This is a genomic window from Pediococcus pentosaceus ATCC 25745 (assembly GCF_000014505.1).
Taxonomy (GTDB): domain Bacteria; phylum Bacillota; class Bacilli; order Lactobacillales; family Lactobacillaceae; genus Pediococcus; species Pediococcus pentosaceus.
Map to the genome: position 1 here is coordinate 1,461,460 of NC_008525.1, position 15,581 is coordinate 1,477,040.

Below are 15,581 nucleotides of genomic sequence, written 5' to 3' on the forward strand. Positions count from 1 at the left end.
CTCCAAATTAATTATAATTAAATGTTATTTGCTTATGCAGCGTCTTCTTCAGACTTCTTGTCAGCAACAGCTTTAAGTGCATATGCAACGTCACGTACAGGTGACATAAATTCATTAGCAAGCATTGCAAGCAAGTCTTCACGACTAGGCAATGTAGCGAATGTATTAATTGTATCGATATCAGCAACTTCACCTTCAATAATACCACCCTTAATTGAAAGGTTGTCATTACTGTCAGCAAAAGTCTTCAAAATCTTAGCAGGTGCAACAGCGTCTTCTTCTGAGAAAGCAACAGCTGAAGGACCAACGAACACGTCGTCCATACCTTCAAAACCAGCTTTTTCAGCAGCACGTGTCAACACTTTGTTTTTGATAACGCGTAGCTTGATACCAGCGTCACGAAGTTGTTTACGTAAGTCTGTTACTTCAGCAACAGTTAAACCACGTGAATCAACAACAATAGCAGAAACGGATTCCTTTAATTGTTCAGCAACTTCATCAACGATTGCAGCTTTTTGTGCGATAGCTTCTTTACTCAATGTATTTCACCTCCTGAATGATTGTTGAACCATAAAAAAATTCGTACCCCAGAAAGACTCTGAGACACGAATAGTTTCATACGTTCCTCGGCAGGCAATATATTAAGGCCAAACATGGCCACCTGAGTCTTAGGTAAATTATTCAGTTATAATTCACTCTTAGTAATATATCACAGCGTTTGGAACAAATCAAGAGATTTTAGAATTGAGAAAAGTCAACCTTAACTCCTGGTCCAAATGTTGATGCAACTGATACGTTTTGTACGTAAGCACCCTTAACAGATGCAGGACGTAAACGAACGATTGTATCGTTGATTGTTTGTAAGTTACCAAGTAATTGGTCAACATCAAATGATACTTTACCAATTGGCACATGAACATTACCGTCACGGTCTGTACGGTATGTAACCTTACCAGACTTAGAATCAGCAACAGCCTTTTCAACATCCATAGTAACTGTACCAGTCTTAGGGTTAGGCATTAAGTTCTTAGGTCCCAATACGCGACCTAAACGACCTACTTGTCCCATCATGTCTGGTGTTGCGATTGCAACGTCAAAGTCTAACCATCCGTCTTGGATGCGTTGTACTAAGTCGTCGTCACCAACAACATCTGCACCAGCTGCTTTAGCTGCTTCAGCCTTAGCACCTTTAGCAAATACAATAACTGTTTGCTCTTTACCAGTACCGTTTGGTAAAACAACGGCACCACGAAGTTGTTGGTCAGCTTGCTTTGTGTCAACGTTCAACTTGTATACTGTTTCAACAGTAGCGTCGAACTTTGCAAAATCAATTTTCTTAACTAATTCAAGCGCTTCTTTTGGAGCATAAGCCTTAAGAGCTTCTACTTGTTTTGCAGCGTCTTGAAACTTTTTACCTTTTTTAGCCATCTGTGTGTTTTCCTCCTAGCAAATGTGGTTATAGCGGATTTTCCTCCCACTTTGATACATCCACTTTAGTGGAGTATCCGACAGTGCGTGTATTAGCCTTCGACTACGAATCCCATACTACGTGCTGTACCTTCGATCATGCGCATAGCAGCTTCAACGTCTGCAGCGTTTAGATCTTGCATTTTTGTTTCAGCGATTTCCTTAACTTGAGCAGAAGTAACTGTTGCTACTTTGTTCGTGTTAGGTTCACCAGAACCGTGTTCTACACCAGCAGCTTTCTTCAAAAGAACTGAAGCAGGTGGTGTCTTTGTAACGAAGTCGAATGAACGGTCTTCGTAAACTGTGATTACAACAGGAATTAACAAGCCAGCTTGGTCAGCTGTACGTGCGTTAAAGTCCTTTGTAAATCCCATAATATTGATACCTGCTTGTCCAAGTGCTGGTCCAACCGGTGGAGCTGGAGTTGCTTTTCCTGCAGGAATTTGCAATTTAACAATGTTTGCTACTTTCTTTGCCACGAGACATACCTCCTTAAAATAAGTCCGTGTGTGGTCACGATGAAGATTTATATTTCTTCTCCCACATTGAGTATGCAAGGCATACTACGATATAATACCACACCCGAAATGTTTGTTCAAATTAAAATCTAGTCAATTTTATCAATTTGTTCGATATCTAGTTCTGTACTAGTTTCTCGACCGAACATATCGATGTTAACTTTAACCTTCATGTTATTATTATCGACTTCAGTAATCTTACCAGTCAAACCTTCAAAAGCGCCATCGACGATCTTAACTAATTCGCCTACTTCAACTTCGATATCAGCATGACGAGCAGTCATTCCTAAGCGACGAAGAATACGTTCAACTTCATCTGGTAAAAGTGGAGTTGGTTTACTACCAGAACCATGGGAACCAATAAATCCAGTAACTCCTGGTGTATTACGAACCACGTACCAAGAATCATCAGTCATAATCATTTCAACCAAAACATAGCCAGGGAATTCATTCTTCTTAACAATCTTGTCTTCCCCATTTTTAGTTTCAACTTCTTCTTCTTCGGGAACAACTACTCGGAAAATATATTCCGCCATCCCCATTGATTTAGCACGTGAATCCAAGTTATTTTTAACTTTATTTTCATATCCAGAATATGTATGTAACACATACCAGTTTTTTTCTTCAGTTTCCAAGTTAAGCGCTCCTTTTCCAAAATAAAAAAACTCCGTAAGCACGAAGTTTCTAATCAACAAATTAAATTATAACAAAATAATCGACCTTATGCCATTATACAAATAGCTTAAGGAACAATTGAATTAGCCAATCGGGCTAAAGCTAAGAAGGCTATAAAAAATACCGATGTTGAAATAACAGTGGAAGAGTCTTTTCTTAACTGTTTAAAATTAGGCCAGTCAACTTCTCGCATCTCTTGACCAATGCTCTTAAAAAATCGAAACATTTAATACGCCTCCTATCTTGTTTCACTGTGTAAAGTGTGTTTGTTACAACGTTTACAGTACTTATTAACCTCTAAACGGTCTGTTCTTTGCGGGTTAGCTGCTACTGTGTAGTTTCTTGAACCACAAACAGTACATGCTAAAGCTACTTTCTTTTGGGACATAAAAAATCCCTCCTTATCGAAATTAAACTTTAGCATGTGCAACCCTGATTGTCAATTAAGGGCGACCATACATTTGTTCACTTAATTTTTGTTTACACCGTACTATCGCATTTTGGATCTTAATCACCTCATAACCAAGTTTTTCCGCAATTTCTTCTGGGCAATTTCCTTTAAACAACAGCACTGAAACTTCTTTTTCAAATTTTGATAACAATGATTCATATTCCGCATAACTCTCCTTAATGACTAAATTACTATGCGGTGTAATCTTAGAAATTTTCTTAGTTGCTGTTTCTAAATCACCATCAACACTTTCTATCGATTGCGCCGTCAGACCCGCTTTTCTTTTATAGGCCATCTCAAATCTTAAGATACTATAAATTCGATTAGTAAAATTAGTTCGAAAAAAAGCCCCCAAAGTAATTTTTAAATTTTCATCAAAATTAACTACCGAGTTGAAGAAAACGATGCGTCCTTCTTGCAACCAATCATCCCATTCTAGATTACGAATCGAATATCTTGTTCTTAATTTTTTAATAATTGGAATATATCGCTTAAATAGAATTTCAAAATTACTTGAATCATTGTTTTTTATTTGTTGAACTATTTCAAGCTCATCCAATTCTTCCAAACTACCTTGTTTCGCCATTACGCTTCCTCCCTGTTTCAATGGAAACGATCTTAGCAAGGTTGTTAAAATTTTCTAACCGCATTTTTCGTAAATAAAAAACGAATAATTGGCATTCCAATCATTCGTTTCTAATTTTTAAAGTTGATGTCTTGAATTATAGCCTTGGTAAATTAAAAGTCCGGCTGCTACACTTGCATTTAAACTTTGAATTTCACCAACCATCGGAATCGTTAACATTTCGTCCACATTATCCTTAGTTAGGCGGGCCATACCTTTTCCTTCGTTACCGATAATCAAACCTACCGCCCCTTTTGCATCCCAGCGGCGATAATCCGTTCCCTTCATATCAGTACCAAAAATCCAAAGTCCACGTTCTTTAAGTTCTTTAATCGCGTTAACTAAGTTGCTAACTTGGACGACAGGAACTCGTTCAATTGCTCCCGCAGAAGTTTTGGCTACGGTACTGGTTAAACCAACTGCCCGTCGTTTTGGAATAATTACTCCGTGAACGCCTGCTGCATCTGCCGTTCTTAAAATTGAACCTAAGTTATGCGGGTCTTCAATTCCATCTAAAATTAAAATGAAGGGTTCCTCTTCGCGTGCTTTAGCTAACTTGAAGATATCATCTAATTCAGCATATTCAAAGGATGCAACCGCTAATACCACCCCTTGGTGATTTTGTCCGTTCGATAATGTATCCAATTTCGACTTAGTAACTCGTTGAATTACCAGACCTTGTTTTTTTGCTTTAGCAATAATTTGTCCAATTCCATCCGATTTTAGCCCTTCTTGAATAAAAACCTTGTTAATTGAATGATCACTTTGCAAACTAGCCATTGCTGGATGGCGGCCAATGACAAAATCTGGTTGTTGCGTTTCATTTGAATTATTCAATACGTAAATTTCCTTCCTCGACTTTTTCAATACACCATTGAGCAAATTCAGCTAAACGTTCAGTTTGATTTGTCAATGACAGATATCCAACAATTGCCTCAAATCCCGTTGAAATTCGGTAAGTAAGGACTGATGTATTTTTTGCAGACGTATGACTTTTAGCATTACGCCCCTTTTTGAAAGCTTCGATTTCTTTTTCAGTAAGAAAATTTTCTGCTTCCATTGCGTTAATTAAAGCTGCTTGTGCTTTAGCAGATACATATCTGGTTGCAACGTGATGTAACCGATTAGGACGGGTAAGCCCTTGTTTAATTAGATGTCTTCTAATAAAAACTTCGTATTCCGCATCACCCAAATAAGCTAATGCAATTCCATTAATTGCTTGGTAATTAAACTCTTCACTCATCTTTTTTTCTCCAACGTGTTCCTTGTGGCGTATCCTCTAAGATAACACCCATTTCTTTTAATTGATTACGTAATCGATCACTAGTCTCAAAATCGCGGTCTGCACGAGCTTGATCGCGTTGTTTAACTAATTCATCAATTTCAGCATCATCATTTTCAATCTGTTTCAATTCAATCCCAAAAACAGCTGCCATTTTAGCATAGCTGGTTAATAATTGATTAATTTGCTCAGCATTCACGGCTGTTTTTTCACTATATACATTGATTAAGCGTGCAAACTCGTAAACAACGGTAATCCCATTTTGCGCATTAAAGTCATCATCCATCGCTGTAATAAAGTCTGTTTCTAATTGAGCAGCCTGTTCAGCAACCGTTGCGTCAGCTGCCCCTTGAGCACCTTGCAAACGATAATTCAAATTGATAAAAGCATTTTGCAGCTTTTCTAGATTGTTTTTAGCGTCTTGTAAACTTGCTTGTGTATATTGAATTGGACGTCGATATTGAGTAGTCGACATTAAGAAACGTAAGACTTGGGGATTTATTTTTTGAACTAAATCGTGCACCGTAACAAAGTTTCCCAAAGATTTACTCATCTTTTCATTATCATCACCGACTGTGACAAAACCATTATGCATCCAGTATCTAGCAAACTGTTTACCAGTTTTGGCTTCACTTTGAGCAATTTCATTTTCATGATGCGGAAATTGAAGGTCTTCTCCTCCACCATGAATATCAAAAGTATCTCCTAGATATTTGGTTGACATTACTGAACATTCAATATGCCATCCAGGGCGTCCGGTCCCCCATGGTGCTTTCCAAGCAATTTCATCACCCTTAGCTGCCTTCCACAACGCAAAATCAATTGGATCTTCTTTACGAGCTGTTTCTTCATCATCTACGTGTTGGCTCGCACCCTGTTCTAATTCATCAATATTTTGGTGCGAAAGGGCACCATACTTTGAAAACTTACGTGCCCGATAGTACACATCGCCATCTACCGCATAGGCAAAGCCCTTGTCCATCAAATCTGCAATAAATGCGATAATATCATCGATATTCTCAGTAGCCCGTGGATTAAGCGTCGCTGGTTCTACATTAACAGCTTGGACATCTTCTTTAAAAGCTCCAATATAACGATCCGCTAATTCTGGAACTGTAATACCTTGTTCACGAGCTGAATTAATCATTTTATCGTCAACATCAGTAAAATTTGAAACAAATTTCACTTCAAATCCGCGATATTCAAAATATCTCCTGATGGTATCAAAAGCGATAATACTACGCGCGTTGCCAATATGAATATAGTTGTATACTGTCGGTCCACAAACGTACATTGATACCTTATGATCCACTAAAGGCTTGAAAGTTTCTTTAGTTCTAGACATTGTATTATAAATTTTAATCATTTTTTCACTCCCTACGGGGATTTTTAGCTACCTCTAATGATAATTGAAAAGAGTATGCAACGCAAAGTGAATATAAAAAAGAAGAGCTTCAAAAAAGTTTTAGTCGCTGAGCCAAGCATCAACGTTTGGTAGCGGAGTCCATGTCTCCCACCTAACTTTATTGAAGTTCTTCTTTCATATTTAGCTTAATTCTTCAATCATTGCCCGTAAATGTTGCATTGATAATTCATAACCTAATAATTCCAAACTTTCTGGAAGTTCTGGTCCATGCATTTCATGGGTAATAGCAATTCGAATTGGCATCCAAAGTTTGCGACCCTTAATTCCAGTTTCCTTTTGAACCGCCTTAATAGCTGCCAAAATGTTAACTGTATCAAAGACTGGCAAATCACTGAATTGTTTTTCCAATGCTTTTAATACTGGAAGAGCATCATCCGTGGCCAATTCTTCTTTAGCCTCTTCATCGATATTTTCAGGACCATTAAAGAATAATTCTGTAAATTCAACAATTTGCGCTGTATAACTCATTTGACGCTTAAATAAGTTGATTAACTTACGTGCCCATTCTACCTTCATTGGTGCTGGGTTCTTTTCAATCTTACCGGCATTAATCAATTGAAGGAGTGCTGAGTGCATGATACGATCTTCATCAGCAGCTTTAACATATTGGTTGTTAATCCATTCCAATTTCTTAGCATCAAAAGCAGCAGGTGACTTACTCAAACGCTTTTCATCATACATCTTAACGAATTCACGTAGAGTAAAGATTTCACTTTCTCCCACTGGTGACCAGCCGAGCAAGATAATAAAGTTCAACATTGCTTCTGGTAGATATCCTAAACTACGATATTGTTCGATGAATTGAAGAATAGATTCATCACGTTTACTTAACTTCTTACCTGTTTCAGTATTGATAATTAAGCTCATGTGACCAAATTGGGGAGCATCCCATCCTAAAGCTTCATAAATCATCAATTGTTTAGGAGTATTTGCAACGTGGTCATCCCCACGGAAAACATGGCTAATTTCCATCATGTGATCATCAACAACTACCGCAAAGTTGTAAGTTGGCATTCCATCACGCTTTTGAATGACAAAATCGCCACCAATTGTTTCAGATTCAAATGAAATATGACCCTTAACCAAATCATCCCATTCGTAAGTAGTGTTGGTAGGCACCTTAAAACGAATTACAGGTTCAATTCCTGCTGCCTTAGCATCAGCAATTTTTTGTTCTTTTTGTTCAGGTGATAATCCAGCATATTCATCAACATAATGAGGCATTTCACCATTTGCCTTTTGCTCTTCACGTTGAGCAGCTAGTTCTTCTTCAGTCATATATGATTCATATGCTTTACCTTCAGCAACTAACTGATCAATTAGTGGTTGATATATACCTTTACGTTCAGATTGACGATATGGACCGTATTCTCCCGGTTTATCAGGACCTTCATCCCAATCCATTCCCAACCATTTTAGGTTATCGATCTGACTTTTTTCTCCGTCAGCGATATTCCGACTTTGGTCAGTATCTTCAATTCTAAGAATAAATTTACCTTTGTAATGACGAGCAAACAAATAATTAAATAAGGCTGTTCGTGCATTTCCGATATGCAGATGTCCCGTTGGACTTGGAGCATAACGTACTCGAATCTTTTGCTTTGCCAAAATTAACACCTCTCCAAAAATTATGTCACAATGTTTTCATTCTACATTGATATCAATAATAAATAAAGTCTATTCTGTCTTATCTTTGCTATGGGTAATTTCCTTAGTGGAGTGAACCGGTTTAGCAAAAATCATTCGACCCGCATCAGTTTGAATTGCACTCGTAACTACGACGTCAATTGTTTCACTGATATAAAACTTACCATCTTCCACAACAACCATCGTCCCGTCGTCCAAATAGGCAACCCCTTGTTGCCGTTCTGTACCATTCTTAACGACGTGTACTTTCATCGTTTCACCTGGAATTACTCGTGGTTTCAACGCATTAGCCAACTCGTTGATATTTAACACTTGGACATTCTGAAATTGACTAACTTTATTCAAGTTATAATCGTTCGTCACAATTACGGCGTCCTTGTCCTTAGCAAGTTGGATTAGTTTGCTATCGACTTCTTCAATTTCTTCATAATCGCCATCGTACATTTCAATTGGCATAATCTTTTCATTTTGAAGCTTGTTTAAGAAGTCTAAGCCTCGGCGTCCACGCACCCGCTTAATGCTATCAGCAGAATCGGCAATGTATTGTAGTTCGTATAAGACAAAGTTAGGAACTAATAAAGTTCCCTCTAACAATCCAGTTTTTACTAAATCGTATACTCGCCCATCAATTAAGATATTAGTATCTAAAATCTTGTAGTGATGGTAATTTTCACCTGCTCGACGCTCCAACACTTGATCTTGATTATTTAAATCACGTTTGCGAACTTGGAATAATTTTTTCCACTCGTTTAGCCGAGTTGTTCCAATTCGAAAACCTAAATAACCCAAAATCAACATTAAAATTAATGGAATCATCGTATTAATAAAGAAGACATCTGATCGATAAAATAAAGTGGAAATTAAAATAGCAATGACCAATCCAATGACCGTTCCAACACCACTAGTAATTAAATAGATTGGCGAAGATTTAGTTAACATTTTTTCTGCTTGTCTCATTAAACTCAATACATAACCAGCCAAAAAGATAGATAGAACCCAGAAAATAATTGCACCAATAACAAAGCCCGTTACGCGATTGTTTAATAAAATAAACTTATCCAAATTTGATAACGACCAAACAACTGGTAGATACGACATTCCTAAAGTACCACCAGCTAAAGCAAACACCGCTTGGACAATTCGTTTTTTAATATTTTTCATTTTAATTCACCTCCTTTCTAATTAAACGCCTTCCGAATTGCGTCCGTAATCGTTGTTACTCCTACTACTTCAATCCCTTTAGGTGGATTCCAACCCTTCAAATTATTCTTAGGAATTAAAATTCGTTGAAAACCTAGTTTTTGAGCTTCGGCAACCCGTTGTTCAATCCGATTAACCCGTCGGATTTCACCAGTTAAACCAATTTCGCCAACAAAGCTATCAGTCGGTCTCGTCCCTTGATTCTTAAAACTCGATACAATACTCATCGCAATTGCCAAATCAATTGCTGGCTCATCCAATTTCACTCCGCCAGCAGCCTTTAAGTAGGCGTCTTGGTTCTGCAACGTTAAATTAGCCCTTTTTTCTAAAACTGCCATAATCAATGAGACTCGGTTACGATCCAACCCGCTAGCAGTCCGCTGAGCATTCCCAAAAATGGTAGGCGTAATCAAAGCTTGAATTTCGACCAAAATTGGTCGAGTACCTTCCATCGAAACCACAATAGCGGAACCGTTAGCATCTTGCAGGCGTTCCTCTAAAAAGATTTCCGAAGGATTGGCTACTTCTCGAAGCCCTTCCTCTCGCATTTCGAAAATTCCCAATTCATTCGTAGAACCAAATCGATTTTTAACCGCTCGTAAAATTCGATACGTATGATGCAAATCGCCTTCAAAATAAAGTACTGTATCAACCATATGTTCTAAAATTTTAGGACCAGCAATGGCTCCGCCTTTAGTTACATGACCAACAATAAAAATAGTAATGTTATTTGTTTTAGCAATCTGCATTAATTCGGCTGTAATTTCTCGAATTTGCGATACACTACCTACTGCTGAATCAATGTCGGGCTCTTGCATGGTTTGAACAGAATCAATAATTACATACTGAGGATGTAGTTCCTCAATGACCGCACGAATATTGGACATATCAGTTTCAGGGTACAAGTAAAAACGTTCACTGTTAACCTGTAAACGTTCGGCGCGCATCTTGATCTGTGAAGCACTTTCTTCCCCAGACACGTATAAAACATCTCGATCAGTAGCAGCTAATTGCCCAGATAGTTGTAACAACAGGGTCGACTTTCCAATTCCTGGATCTCCACCAATTAGAACTAGTGAGCCATCCACTACTCCACCACCGAGCACTCGGTTCAGTTCTTCCATCCCTGTTTTAACCCGCGGTTCTTCGTGCATTTTAACTTCTGAAATTAGTTGTGGTTTACTACTTTTACCCTCAAAACTAACGCGACTCTTACGTTCATTTTTAGGTTCACTAATCCGCTCTTCAACCAGAGTGTTCCATCTTCCACAATTAGGACAACGTCCTAAGAATTTAGGTGAAACATACCCACATTCTGAACACAAAAACTGTGTTTTTACTTTAGCCAAGCTTTAAATTCCCCCTCAACTTTAAATTCGTACAATTAGGATAGCATTTATTTCTATAATTTAATCAAAATTAGTTTGACCTTTATTGATTTTTAATGACTACTTAGTCGAACCAAACCCACCAGTTCGCTTTTGTTCTGAGGCCGTTTCGTTGTCAGCTACTAAATATTTCATAAAAATTCCCTGACCAATTCGTTCGCCCTTTTTGATTTTTACATCTGTAATTCCATAATTTACAAGTTGGAGAAAAATAGCCCCTTCATTGCTTTCATTATTGTAGTAGTCCGCGTCCACAATTCCTACCCCATTAGGTAAAATTAAACTACGTTTTAGAGGGTTACTAGAACGATTGGCCAACATTAAATACTCATCATCTTCCATATATGCTTTAATACCCGTTGGTACTAAATATGGTTTTAATTCTGCTCGAGCCGCATCTAATACTTCGTCTGTTACATTTTCTTGATGACGTAGGGCCCACAAAACCTTCACAAAATTCAATTTCCAAATACTTGGTAACACAAAATCTTCTGCCGCTTCAAAGTCATATCCAGCGGCTGCTTTTGTTTGTCGTTGGGGTAAATGTAATCCTTGATTTTGATACTTACTAATAATTTCAAATCCTCTACTCATTACGGTTTCCCTCCTAATAATCATTTATTTTATTATCCTTTTATTGACCCACTTTGTAAACGGAAATCTGTTGAAGCAATTGACTTTATGCGCTTTCTTGGCGACAATGATTATTGTAGGAAAAGGAGGCTTATGTATGGAAAGAAATATCGAAGCAAACCGTCTTTTTTGGACTAATTCCGAAGGTGTGCAAGTAGGACATGTACTCTATTCTAAAATTCCCGATCTTGATACTTTAATCTGTGAAGAAGTCTTTGTTAATCCTGAAGTTCGAGGGCAAGGCTGGGGTGGCAAATTGATGAAAGACTTCATTAATTTTGCAATTGAAAATAACCAGAAAATTTATCCTCTTTGTCCCTTTGCAAGAAAATATTTTCTCAACCATCCGGAACTTTCCGAATGGAACATGCACGACCAAATTACAGCAACTAAAATACAAAGCTTAGTAAGTCGAAAGGAAGATTAAGAAATGGATCAAAACGAATTAAAAAAACTAGTTGGCGAAGAAGCCGTTAAATTTATTGAAGATGGGATGACTGTGGGTTTAGGTACCGGTTCTACTGTTAAATTTATGGTGGACGCTCTTGGTGAACGCGTTAAAAATGAAAATTTAAATATCGTTGGGGTCCCAACTTCCGATCGTACAGCTGAACAAGCCCGTTCATTGGGCATTAATGTTAAATCTGTTGACGAGGTTGATCATATTGATTTAACCATTGATGGAGCTGATGAAATCAGTTCTGACTTCCAAGGTATCAAAGGTGGCGGTGCCGCTCACTTGTTTGAAAAAATTGTTGCCACAAACTCAAAAAAAGTAATGTGGATTGTAGATGAATCTAAAATGGTTGATCACTTAGGGGCCTTCCCACTCCCTCTAGAAGTAATTCCATATGGTAGCAAACAAGTCTTCAAGAAGCTTGAAAAAGAAGGCCTTCATCCTGAATTTAGGAAAAATGATGCTGGCGAATATGTTTTAACCGATTCTAAAAACTACGTAATTGATCTTCATCTTGGTGAAATTAAACACCCGCATCAATTAGCAGATTATCTAATCAAACAAGTTGGTATTGTAGAACAAGGATTGTTCCTTGACATGGTTAATACTGTCATTGTTGGACGCCAAAATGGTCCAGAAGTTTTGACTGCTCGACCATAATTCTAATCATTTACTAATTTTTTTAATTAGCGTATAATCATCACCAATATTAGGATGGAGTTGAAGATATTGAGTAAAGAAATTTCACAAAATTTAATTGACCGTTTTAAACAAGAATATAACGGTCGTAAAGAAGCTAAAGTTATTGAACGCACAGTTACTAAAAATGGAATTCTTAATTCCAGTCGTAACCTTGCAGCTGATGTTCAAAGCACACCCGTTTTTTCAATTGATTTAGATACCGGTGATGTTGCGAATCAGAAACAAAGTGGTCGTTGTTGGATGTTTGCCGCTTTGAATACTATGCGTCATGACATGAAAAACCAATTCAAAGTTCCTGGCAATTTTGAATTATCCCAAAATTATACTTTTTTCTGGGATAAGTTTGAAAAATCAAATTGGTTCTACGAAAATATCATTAATACGGCCGAGCTTGATACTGATGACCGTAAAGTGGCCTTCTTATTAAATGAACCTCAAGGTGATGGTGGCCAATGGGATATGCTCTGCGCATTAATTGAAAAATACGGTGTAGTTCCTCAATCGGCCTACCCTGAAACTTATAATAGTTCAAAATCTCGTGAATTTGACACATTGCTAAATGAAAAGTTACGCAAAGATGCAGTTACATTACGTAATTTAGTTAATTCAGGAGCAAGTCGTACAGACATTGATGAACGTAAGCAACAAATGCTTAGTGAAGTCTATCGCATGGCTTCTTACAGTTTCGGAGAACCACCTGTTCAATTCGATTGGGAATATCGTGACGCCGATCAAAATTATCATCGTGAAGCAGGTATTACGCCTAAAGCATTTTATGATAAGTATGTAGGTTGGAACCTTTCCGAATATATTTCCATCATTAATGCGCCAACTGCTGACAAACCTTACAACCAAACATATACAATTGATATGCTTGGCAATGTCGTAAATGGACGCCAAGTTAAACATCTAAACCTTGCTATGGACGACTTCAAGCAGGCGGCCATCAACCAACTTAAAGCTGGACAATCAGTGTGGTTTGGTTGCGATGTTGGTCAACACTCTGAGGCTCGTGAAAAGGGACTTTTGGACCTAGATGTTTTTGCTGAAGATGAGTTGTTTGATATCGATCTTTCAATGTCTAAAGCTGAACGTTTAGACTACAAAGAGAGTTTAATGACTCACGCTATGGTACTTACTGGTGTCGATCTTGTCGCTGGTCAACCAACTAAATGGAAAGTTGAAAATAGTTGGGGTAAAAAAGTCGGTGAAAAAGGCTATATGGTAATGTCCGATGCTTGGATGGACGAATACTGTTACCAAGTAGTTGTTCAAAAACAATTCTTAACCGAAGCGCAACGTCAAGCGCAGGCTCAAACACCTACCGTCTTGAAACCTTGGGACCCAATGGGATCTTTGGCTTATCAAGATTAATAAATAATTTTATCAATAAAAAAGCGACTAGCTGTGGACCAAATGAAAATCGGTCCTTAACTAGTCGCTTTTTTACTACTCCATATTTGAAAAGGGATGCGGATCGTTATCAATAATTTCCACACTATTACCTTGTTTTTGCAGACGTTCGACCTTATCCTTACCCCAATTTGACATTGCTAATAAAATATTTCTTAGACTTTTTCCCTCTTTGGTTAAAGAATATTCAACCTTTGGCGGTACCTGGTTGTACACCTTACGTTGAACAATATTGTCGGCTTCTAGTTCGCGCAATTGCCTAGTTAATACTCTTTGTGAAACATCCGGCATTAACTGACATAACTCTCCCGTTCTTAGAGTACGACCTCCTAGATGACATAGAATGACGGGTTTCCATTTTCCTCCTATTACATCTAAAGTTGCTTCAACTGCTACATGATATATTTTTTCAGGCATCTAACCAAACCTCCTACTGGGTAATTTTAGCACGTCCTTTTGGAACGACAGCATTTTCTAAAACTATTTCTGACGTTTATTTTCAAATTTATTTTCTACCAACATCATTAAAACTGCTAATGCAACCATAGCTGCTGCTAGTAGCATTGTGCTTCTTAAGCCATAAGTATCAAGTGCAACTCCTCCTAAGAAAGACCCACCTACAATGCCAAAACTAAAAGCAGAAATATTCAAGGATGAGGCAACATCAACTGCTTTAGATGAATAACTTTTAGCTAAAATTAAAATATACGACTGTAGAACGGGAACGCTCATAAAAGCAACTAAACCTAAGAGCACGATATTTAAAGTACTTAAATATATATTAGTAACTGTAAAATAAAAAGCAAATAAAGCTAACCCTTGAACGATGAAGATCCCGAATAAAGCGTTAATCGGTTTAGCATTTCCTAGTTTACCACCAAGCGTATTTCCAATTGCGATAGCTATACCATAAATCACTAAGAATAAACTAACTTGATTCGCAGGGACATGGGTTATCTTTTGCAAAATTGATGATAAATACGTGAAGGTTGCAAAAGTACCACCATATCCTAAGATGGTAATTAGGAGCGTTAATAAAACATGTGGATGCAAAATCAACTTTACTTGATCTGCTATGCTGGATATTTCTACATTCTTTCTAGCTTGTTTAGGTAAAGCTACTCGATTTAAAATCCATGCTACTATTCCTAAAGTCGCAATCGCCAAAAAAGGTATCCGCCATCCCCAATAAGTACTAACCGCCGTCCCCAATGGAGCACCCAGTGCTGTCGCAATTGTGAAACCCGTAAAAATATAAGCAATTGCACTCGCTTGTCTGGATTCATCAACTAATTCGGCGGCTATTGTCGAACTGAGCGCAAACAATAACCCATGTGAAGCACCAGCTATTAACCTACCGAAAATGACTTCTCCAAAATTGGTAGCAAATCCAATAATTAAGTGACCGATTATAAAAATAATAATAGCCCCTAAAATAGTTCCTTTCCGCTGAAATTTAGCAGTTAAAATTGTTAAAATTGGAGCGCCTAATGCTACTCCTAAAGCATAAATAGTAGTTATTAGTCCGGCTGTTGAAGTCGTAATCATAAAACTTTTTGAAATCGCTGGTAGTACCCCCACGCTAATAAATTCTGTGACACCAACCGCAAAAAATATTACTGCCAAAGCAAATAAAGCAAAATTAGCTTTAGATTTTTGATTAATCATTATCTCACCTCATATTTTCTCTCTCAAAC

19 protein-coding genes and 1 other annotated feature are annotated in these 15,581 nt (G+C 37.6%); of the genes, 3 read left to right on the top strand and 16 right to left on the bottom strand.

Annotated features, from left to right (window positions below):
- Window positions 1–32: 32 nt before the first annotated feature.
- The 14 genes from rplJ to PEPE_RS07295 all read right to left on the bottom strand — a co-directional run bounded on the left by rplJ (window position 33) and on the right by PEPE_RS07295 (window position 11,273).
- Entirely contained in the window at window positions 33–539 is a 507-nt protein-coding gene (gene rplJ / locus PEPE_RS07230; protein ID WP_002833259.1) for a 50S ribosomal protein L10, read from the bottom strand.
- A 25-nt stretch (window positions 540–564) separates the two neighbouring features.
- Window positions 565–691: a sequence feature (ribosomal protein L10 leader region), on the bottom strand.
- A 47-nt stretch (window positions 692–738) separates the two neighbouring features.
- On the bottom strand, window positions 739–1,428 hold the full coding sequence (rplA, locus tag PEPE_RS07235) for a 50S ribosomal protein L1 (protein WP_002833258.1): 690 nt from the start codon (window positions 1,426–1,428) through the stop codon (window positions 739–741).
- Window positions 1,429–1,520: 92 nt separating this feature from the next.
- The gene (gene rplK, locus PEPE_RS07240; RefSeq protein WP_002833257.1) at window positions 1,521–1,946 is read right to left on the bottom strand and encodes a 50S ribosomal protein L11; all 426 of its coding nucleotides are present in this window, start codon (window positions 1,944–1,946) and stop codon (window positions 1,521–1,523) included.
- A 128-nt stretch (window positions 1,947–2,074) separates the two neighbouring features.
- Window positions 2,075–2,620, bottom strand: a complete 546-nt coding sequence (gene nusG, locus PEPE_RS07245; protein ID WP_002833256.1) for a transcription termination/antitermination protein NusG — start codon at window positions 2,618–2,620, stop codon at window positions 2,075–2,077.
- 107 nt (window positions 2,621–2,727) lie between these two features.
- Entirely contained in the window at window positions 2,728–2,886 is a 159-nt protein-coding gene (gene secE / locus PEPE_RS07250; RefSeq protein ID WP_011673698.1) for a preprotein translocase subunit SecE, read from the bottom strand.
- A 12-nt stretch (window positions 2,887–2,898) separates the two neighbouring features.
- Window positions 2,899–3,048, bottom strand: a complete 150-nt coding sequence (gene rpmG / locus PEPE_RS07255; protein WP_011673699.1) for a 50S ribosomal protein L33 — start codon at window positions 3,046–3,048, stop codon at window positions 2,899–2,901.
- A 55-nt stretch (window positions 3,049–3,103) separates the two neighbouring features.
- Window positions 3,104–3,697, bottom strand: coding sequence for a competence protein ComX (locus PEPE_RS07260; RefSeq protein ID WP_002833254.1), 594 nt, complete (start codon window positions 3,695–3,697; stop codon window positions 3,104–3,106).
- Between the two features lie 117 nt (window positions 3,698–3,814).
- On the bottom strand, window positions 3,815–4,573 hold the full coding sequence (rlmB, locus tag PEPE_RS07265) for a 23S rRNA (guanosine(2251)-2'-O)-methyltransferase RlmB (protein ID WP_002833253.1): 759 nt from the start codon (window positions 4,571–4,573) through the stop codon (window positions 3,815–3,817).
- A complete protein-coding gene (locus tag PEPE_RS07270; protein WP_002833252.1) occupies window positions 4,566–4,979 on the bottom strand; it encodes a Mini-ribonuclease 3 in 414 nt (137 codons plus the stop codon). Before PEPE_RS07270 ends, rlmB begins: the two co-directional genes overlap by 8 nt.
- On the bottom strand, window positions 4,972–6,384 hold the full coding sequence (gene cysS, locus PEPE_RS07275; protein ID WP_011673700.1) for a cysteine--tRNA ligase: 1,413 nt from the start codon (window positions 6,382–6,384) through the stop codon (window positions 4,972–4,974). The genes PEPE_RS07270 and cysS overlap by 8 nt, the downstream gene beginning before the upstream one ends.
- A gap of 180 nt (window positions 6,385–6,564) precedes the next feature.
- Window positions 6,565–8,052 carry a glutamate--tRNA ligase gene (gltX, locus tag PEPE_RS07280; protein ID WP_002833250.1) on the bottom strand — a complete coding sequence of 496 codons (1,488 nt, stop codon included), beginning with the start codon at window positions 8,050–8,052 and terminating at the stop codon, window positions 6,565–6,567.
- 69 nt (window positions 8,053–8,121) lie between these two features.
- A complete protein-coding gene (locus tag PEPE_RS07285; protein WP_011673701.1) occupies window positions 8,122–9,252 on the bottom strand; it encodes a PIN/TRAM domain-containing protein in 1,131 nt (376 codons plus the stop codon).
- 17 nt (window positions 9,253–9,269) lie between these two features.
- The gene (gene radA, locus PEPE_RS07290; protein ID WP_002833248.1) at window positions 9,270–10,640 is read right to left on the bottom strand and encodes a DNA repair protein RadA; all 1,371 of its coding nucleotides are present in this window, start codon (window positions 10,638–10,640) and stop codon (window positions 9,270–9,272) included.
- Between the two features lie 99 nt (window positions 10,641–10,739).
- Window positions 10,740–11,273, bottom strand: a complete 534-nt coding sequence (locus PEPE_RS07295) for a dCTP deaminase/dUTPase family protein (RefSeq protein ID WP_002833247.1) — start codon at window positions 11,271–11,273, stop codon at window positions 10,740–10,742.
- A 136-nt stretch (window positions 11,274–11,409) separates the two neighbouring features.
- On the opposite strand from PEPE_RS07295, the gene PEPE_RS07300 reads away from it, so the two are divergent.
- The 3 genes from PEPE_RS07300 to PEPE_RS07310 all read left to right on the top strand — a co-directional run bounded on the left by PEPE_RS07300 (window position 11,410) and on the right by PEPE_RS07310 (window position 13,845).
- On the top strand, window positions 11,410–11,739 hold the full coding sequence (locus PEPE_RS07300; RefSeq protein ID WP_002833246.1) for a GNAT family N-acetyltransferase: 330 nt from the start codon (window positions 11,410–11,412) through the stop codon (window positions 11,737–11,739).
- A 3-nt stretch (window positions 11,740–11,742) separates the two neighbouring features.
- On the top strand, window positions 11,743–12,429 hold the full coding sequence (gene rpiA / locus PEPE_RS07305; RefSeq protein ID WP_002833245.1) for a ribose-5-phosphate isomerase RpiA: 687 nt from the start codon (window positions 11,743–11,745) through the stop codon (window positions 12,427–12,429).
- Between the two features lie 69 nt (window positions 12,430–12,498).
- Window positions 12,499–13,845 carry a C1 family peptidase gene (locus PEPE_RS07310; RefSeq protein ID WP_011673702.1) on the top strand — a complete coding sequence of 449 codons (1,347 nt, stop codon included), beginning with the start codon at window positions 12,499–12,501 and terminating at the stop codon, window positions 13,843–13,845.
- A gap of 75 nt (window positions 13,846–13,920) precedes the next feature.
- Here PEPE_RS07310 and PEPE_RS07315 read toward each other — a convergent pair whose 3' ends face one another.
- Both PEPE_RS07315 and PEPE_RS07320 read right to left on the bottom strand, forming a co-directional pair.
- Window positions 13,921–14,301, bottom strand: coding sequence for a winged helix-turn-helix transcriptional regulator (locus PEPE_RS07315; RefSeq protein ID WP_011673703.1), 381 nt, complete (start codon window positions 14,299–14,301; stop codon window positions 13,921–13,923).
- 63 nt (window positions 14,302–14,364) lie between these two features.
- Window positions 14,365–15,552: an MFS transporter gene (locus PEPE_RS07320; RefSeq protein ID WP_011673704.1), complete on the bottom strand. Its 1,188-nt coding sequence runs from the start codon at window positions 15,550–15,552 to the stop codon at window positions 14,365–14,367.
- Window positions 15,553–15,581 lie beyond the last annotated feature (29 nt).